7 protein-coding genes are annotated in these 5,474 nt (G+C 74.8%); 6 read left to right on the top strand and 1 reads right to left on the bottom strand.

Translation table 11 applies throughout. The annotated features are described in order from the left end of the window. The 6 genes from ACESL7_RS12430 to ACESL7_RS12405 all read left to right on the top strand — a co-directional run. On the top strand, positions 1-384 hold a 384-nt coding region (locus tag ACESL7_RS12430; protein WP_372893634.1), incomplete at its 5' end, for a DALR anticodon-binding domain-containing protein. A gap of 76 nt (positions 385-460) precedes the next feature. Continuing rightward, positions 461-1,459, top strand: coding sequence for an SPOR domain-containing protein (locus ACESL7_RS12425; RefSeq protein ID WP_372893633.1), 999 nt, complete (start codon positions 461-463; stop codon positions 1,457-1,459). After that, positions 1,456-2,463, top strand: a complete 1,008-nt coding sequence (locus ACESL7_RS12420) for a glycoside hydrolase family 3 N-terminal domain-containing protein (protein WP_372893632.1) — start codon at positions 1,456-1,458, stop codon at positions 2,461-2,463. The genes ACESL7_RS12425 and ACESL7_RS12420 overlap by 4 nt, the downstream gene beginning before the upstream one ends. Continuing rightward, positions 2,456-3,253, top strand: coding sequence for a segregation and condensation protein A (locus ACESL7_RS12415; protein ID WP_372893631.1), 798 nt, complete (start codon positions 2,456-2,458; stop codon positions 3,251-3,253). The genes ACESL7_RS12420 and ACESL7_RS12415 overlap by 8 nt, the downstream gene beginning before the upstream one ends. A 130-nt stretch (positions 3,254-3,383) precedes the next feature. After that, a complete protein-coding gene (gene scpB, locus ACESL7_RS12410) occupies positions 3,384-3,995 on the top strand; it encodes an SMC-Scp complex subunit ScpB (protein ID WP_372893635.1) in 612 nt (203 codons plus the stop codon). A 65-nt stretch (positions 3,996-4,060) separates the two neighbouring features. Further along, a complete protein-coding gene (locus tag ACESL7_RS12405) occupies positions 4,061-4,321 on the top strand; it encodes a hypothetical protein (RefSeq protein ID WP_372893630.1) in 261 nt (86 codons plus the stop codon). Between the two features lie 21 nt (positions 4,322-4,342). Here ACESL7_RS12405 and ACESL7_RS12400 read toward each other — a convergent pair whose 3' ends face one another. Continuing rightward, positions 4,343-5,419, bottom strand: a complete 1,077-nt coding sequence (locus ACESL7_RS12400) for a 2'-deoxycytidine 5'-triphosphate deaminase (protein WP_372893629.1) — start codon at positions 5,417-5,419, stop codon at positions 4,343-4,345. Between the last annotated feature and the right edge of the window lie 55 nt (positions 5,420-5,474).

Here is a 5,474-nt window from a genome sequence, read left to right as displayed (position 1 = left end):
CATGCGCGCGTCCGCTCGCTCCTCCGCAAGGCCGAGGCGGCGGGCCTGCCCGCCTCGGACGCGGCGCTGCAGGGGGCCGAGCTCTCGGCGCTCGGGCACGACGCGGAACTCGCGCTCGCCAGGAAGATCGCCGAGTGGCCGCGCCTCGTCGAGATCGCGGCGAAGAGCTGCGAGCCGCACCGCGTCGCCTTCTACCTCTACGACCTGGCGAGCGAGTTGCACGCGCTCTGGAACCGTGGCCACGACGAGCCGGCGCTGCGCTTCCTGCAGGAGGAGGATCCGGCCGGCAGCGCCGCGCGCCTCGCGCTCGCGCGGGCCTCTGGCGTTGTCATTTCCGCAGGTCTTGGTATCCTCGGGGTCACCCCGGTGGAGGAGATGCGCTAACCGCACGCCCGCCGGCGGCGACAGGCACGAGCAGTCGACCCCGGTCCATCGCGGCCGGGCGGAAACGAGGCGGGACATGACGGATATCGAGACGGGTGAGGCCGCGCGCCGGCCCTCGCTTACACGCATGACGCAGATCGGGGCCGCGGCGGTTTCCCTCGCGTTGATTGTCGGGATCGGGCTCTGGGGATACCGGCTGGTGGTGCGCGACGTGCAAGGCGTGCCGGTCGTGCAGGCCGCAGACGGGAGCAGCCGTGTCCAGCCCGAGGATCCCGGCGGCCGGCTCGCGGCACATCAGGGCCTCGCCGTCAACGAGGTGGCCGCGACGGGCACTGCCACGCCGCCCCCCGAGACGGTGCGGCTGGCGAGCGCGCCGGTCGCGCTGACGCCGGAGGATCTGGCGCAGGCCCGCCTTGCGGCGCTCGAGGAGAAGGAGGCGCCGCGCGCGCCGCGCGAGGAGGCCCCCGGCGCCGCTTTGCGCGCCCTTGCCGACGGGATCGCGGCGCAGGGCACGCCCTTCGTCACCGCCGCGGATCACGGCGAAGCGGGCGCCGCGGCGCGCCAGCCGGTCACCTCGGTCGAAGAGACAGCGGCCCCCGCGACGGAGGACGCGCCGGAGGCGGCCGACACGGCACAGGCTGTCGCCGAAACCGTGGCCGCCGATGCACAGTCTGCGGCCGTGCCGGCCTCGGCCGGCGTGCCGGAACGCTCGCTCCGGCCGCGCGTCCGGCCCGCGGCGCTGCGCATCGCGGCGCGCACGCCAGCGGCGGCTGCCGTCCCGTCCGCAAGCGCCGTCCCCGAGACCGATGCCGAAAGCCTGCCCGCCGGGACGCGTCTTGTGCAGCTCGGCGCCTTCGAGAGCGCCGAGATCGCGCGCGAGGAATGGGCGCGGCTCGACACGCGGTTCGCGGCCTATCTCGACGGCAAGACCCGCGTCGTGCAGCGCGCCGAGAGCGGCGGGCGCAGCTTCTGGCGGCTGCGCGCGACGGGCTTCGAGGATCTCGCCGACGCGCGCCGCTTCTGCGCCGCGCTGACCGCCGAGGGGGCGGACTGCATCCCCGTCGTCACCCGGTGAGCGCACCCGCGGCGGCGATCCTCGGCTGCGCCGGGCCACATCTGACGGAGGGCGAGCGCCGCTTCTTCCGGGATGCCGACCCCTGGGGCTTCATCCTGTTCGCGCGCAACTGCGAGAGCGCGGGCCAGACCGCCGCGCTCGTCGCGGACCTGCGCGCGGCGGTCGGACGCGACGCGCCCGTTCTGATCGATCAGGAGGGCGGGCGCGTGGCGCGGCTGTCCTCGGACGCGGCCCGCGCCTGGGCGCCGCCGCTCGAGGCCGTGGCGCGCGCCGGCGACCGGGCGGCCGAGATGCTGCGCCTGCGCTACCGCATCATCGCGCATGAGCTCGCCGCGCTCGGCATCGACGTGAACTGTGCGCCGCTGGCCGATACCGCCACGCCCGCGACGCACCCGGTCCTGCGCAACCGCTGCTACGGCGCGGCGCCGGGCGCGGTGGCGGCGCGCGCCCGCGCGGTGGCCGGGGGGCTCCTCGCGGGCGGGGTGCTGCCGGTGCTGAAGCACATCCCCGGCCACGGCCGCGCCACCGCCGACAGCCACCGCGCCCTGCCGCGGGTCGAGGCGCCGCTCGCGGACCTGCGCCTCGCCGATTTCGCGCCCTTCGCGGCGCTCGCCGACCTGCCGCTCGGCATGACGGCGCATGTGGTCTTCGCGGCGCTCGACGACCGGCCGGCCACGATCTCGCCCGCCGTGATCCGCCTGATCCGCGAGGAGCTCGGCTTCGGCGGGCTCCTGATGACCGACGACATCTCGATGCAGGCGCTCTCGGGCGGGCTGGGCGCGCGCACCGCCGCCGCCATCGCCGCGGGCTGCGACGTGACGCTTCACTGCAACGGCGATGCGGACGAGATGGCCGCCGTCGTCGCGGCGGCGGGGTCGCTCACGCCGGCGGCGGAGGCACGCGCCGCGGTGGCGCTCGCCCGCCGGGGCGCGGCGGAGCCTGTTGACATCGCCGCCCTTCAGGCCAAGCATGACGCCCTTCTGATCGGGGCGCACGATGGCTGACACCGAGGTCGGAGAGAGCCCGCAGGACGGCGTCGCCGCGCGCCTCGCCGCCGAGGCGCTGATCGTGGACGTGGACGGCTTCGAGGGCCCGCTCGACGTGCTTCTGACGCTTTCGCGCAGCCAGAAGGTGGACCTGCGCCGCGTCTCGATCCTGCAACTCGCCGAGCAGTACCTCGCCTTCGTCGAGGAGGCGCGCGCGCTCCGGATCGAGCTCGCCGCCGATTACCTCGTGATGGCGGCCTGGCTCGCCTTCCTGAAATCGCGCCTCCTGCTGCCGCCGGAGCCGGAGGAGGAGGGGCCCTCGGGCGACGAGATGGCCGCCTATCTCGCCTTTCAGCTCGAGCGGCTGCAGGCGATGCGCGACGCTGCCGCGCGGCTCATGGCGCGCGACCGGCTGGGGCGGGACGTCTTCGCGCGCGGCCTGCCCGAGCGGGTCGAGCGCGTCCGGCGGGTGCGCCACGACGCCACGCTTCTCGACCTGATGCACGCCTACGCCCGCGTGCGCACCCGCGACGAGTTCCGCCCCTGGGCCTTCGACCGGCAGGCGGTCTTCACCATGGAGGAGGCGCTGGAGCGGATGCGCGGCATGATCGGCTTCGCCGGTACCTGGACCGACATCGCGGCCTATCTGCCCGAGGAGTGGCGCGCCGATCCGGCGCGCCGCCGCTCGGCCACCGCCGCCACCTTCGCCGCGACGCTGGAGCTCGCCCGCGAAGGCCGGCTCGAGATCCGCCAGTCCGGGACCTTCGCGCCCATCGAGGTGCGCCGGCGGGAGCGCCCGGATGGCTGACGGCGGCGACGAGGACGAGGGGGCGCTGCCCCCGTCGCCCGTTCCGGGCGACTCCCCCGGGATATTTGAGCCAAGAAGAAGCTCCGGGGACGCGGCGGCGGAGGAGGGCAGCCTTTTCGCCGCGCCGCCCATGGCCGAGCAGGAGCGCATGGTGGAGGCGATGCTCTTCGCCTCGGCCGAGCCGCTGACGGCGCGCGCGATGGCGGACCGCATGCCGCAGGGCGCGGACGCGGCGGAGGCGGTGCAGCACCTGCGCCGGCGCTACGCCGGGCGCGGCGTGCAGGTGGTGCGCGTGGGCGAGGCCTGGGCGATCCGGACGGCGCCGGACCTCGGCTTCCTGATGCAGACGGAGGTGGAGGAGACGCGCAAGCTCTCGCGCGCGGCGACGGAGACGCTGGCGATCATCGCCTATCACCAGCCCGTCACCCGCGCCGAGATCGAGGAGATTCGCGGCGTCTCGCTCAGCCGGGGCACGATCGACCAGCTGCTCGACCTGGACTGGATCCGCTTCGGGCGGCGGCGGGCGACGCCGGGTCGGCCGGTGACCTTCGTCGTGACGGAGGCCTTTCTCGACCACTTCGGGCTGGAGAGCGCGCGCGACCTGCCGGGGCTTTCGGAGTTGCGCGCGGCGGGCCTTCTGGACAGCCGGCCCGGCGTGGCGCCGGGGCAGGGGGCCGAGGCCGCCGAGGACGAGGGCGACGAGGACGCCGAGGGAGATCAGTCCGATCTTTTCGAGGGGTGATGCCCTGAAATCTTCACGGTCGTGCGCTAGGTTGAGGAGCAGCCTTCGGACGAAGGGAGCGGGGCATGAACGGGAACCGCATCGTGCAGATGGTGATCCGGCTGGTGATGCGCCGGCTGATCGGACGGGGAATAGGGGCCGGCATCGACCGGGCGACGCGGGGTCGTCCGCAAGGGAGTCGTCCGCAAGGGAGTCGTCAGCAGGGCGAGCGGCAGCAGGGCGGCGGCGGAGACGGCGCGCGCACCGGCCCGCCTCCGGGCGGCGGGACGCGGGCGCGCGCGACGAAGCGGGCGCTGCGGCTCGCGCGCCGGTTCGGGCGCTTCTGACACGCGACCGGCCGTGCGGGGTCAGGCGCGGAAGTGCTTGGACAGCTTGAGGCCCTGCCCCTGGTAGTTCGAGGCGACGCCGGCGCCGTAGAGCAGCCGGGGCCGGGTCGCCATGCGCTCGTAGACGAGGCGGCCGACGGTCTGCCCGTGCTCGAGGACGAAGGGCGCCTCGTGGCAGCGCACCTCGAGCACGCCGCGCGCGCCGTCGCCGCCGGCCGCCGCATGGCCGAAGCCCGGGTCGAAGAAGCCGGCGTAATGCACGCGGAACTCGCCGACCATGGCGAGATAGGGCGCCATCTCGGCGGCGTAATCGGGCGGGATGTGCACCGCCTCGCGGCTGACGAGGATGTAGAAGGCGCCGGGATCGAGAATCAGCCGCCCGTCGCGCGCCGCGAGCGGTTCCCAGAAGTCGGCGGGCGCGTAATGCCCGATCCGGTCGAGGTCGATGAGCCCGGTGTGCGGCTTCGCGCGCCAGCCGACGAGGCCGCCGTCGCGCGGGGCGAGGTCCACCGAGAACCCGAGCCCGGCGTCGATCACCGCCGGTCCGCCCGCGACGAGGCCCTCGCGCGCGTGCAGCGCGGCGAGGTCCGCGTCGCCCAGCACCGCGTCGCCGCGGCGGAAGCGGATCTGGTTCAGCCGCTGGCCCGGGCGGACGAGGACGGAAAAGGAGCGCGGGCAGATCTCGGCGTAGAGCGGGCCGCGATAGCCCGGCGGAACGCGGTCGAACTCGGTGCCGTGGTCGGTCACCGCCCGCGTCAGCAGGTCGAGGCGCCCCGTCGTGCTCTTGGCGTTGGTCACTGCCGAGACGTCCTCGGGCAGGGCGAGTCCCTCGGCGATCTCCGCGACGTAAACGCAGCCCTTTTCCAGGACCGCGCCGGCAGAGAGGTCGATCTCGTGCATGGCGAGCCCGTCGAGCCGGTCGGCGACCCGGTGCCCCGCGCCGGCAAGGAAGGAGGCGCGCACCCGCCAGACGCGGCGTCCGAGCCGCAGATCGAGGCTCGCCGGCTGGATCTGATCCTCTGCGAACGGCGTGTCGGTCGCGATGGCGCCCGACGCGGCGAGCGCCGCGATGTCCTGCGACGGCAAGACGCCGGTCATGACCGGACCTCGGGGGCGGGGCGGGTCACGGCGATCATCGAAGGCTGTGCATGTC

It is taken from the genome of Rhodosalinus sp. (genome assembly GCF_041685465.1).
Taxonomy (GTDB): domain Bacteria; phylum Pseudomonadota; class Alphaproteobacteria; order Rhodobacterales; family Rhodobacteraceae; genus Rhodosalinus.
The sequence above is the reverse complement of the archived record's forward strand: the minus strand, read 5'-3'. Positions and strand labels throughout refer to the sequence as shown.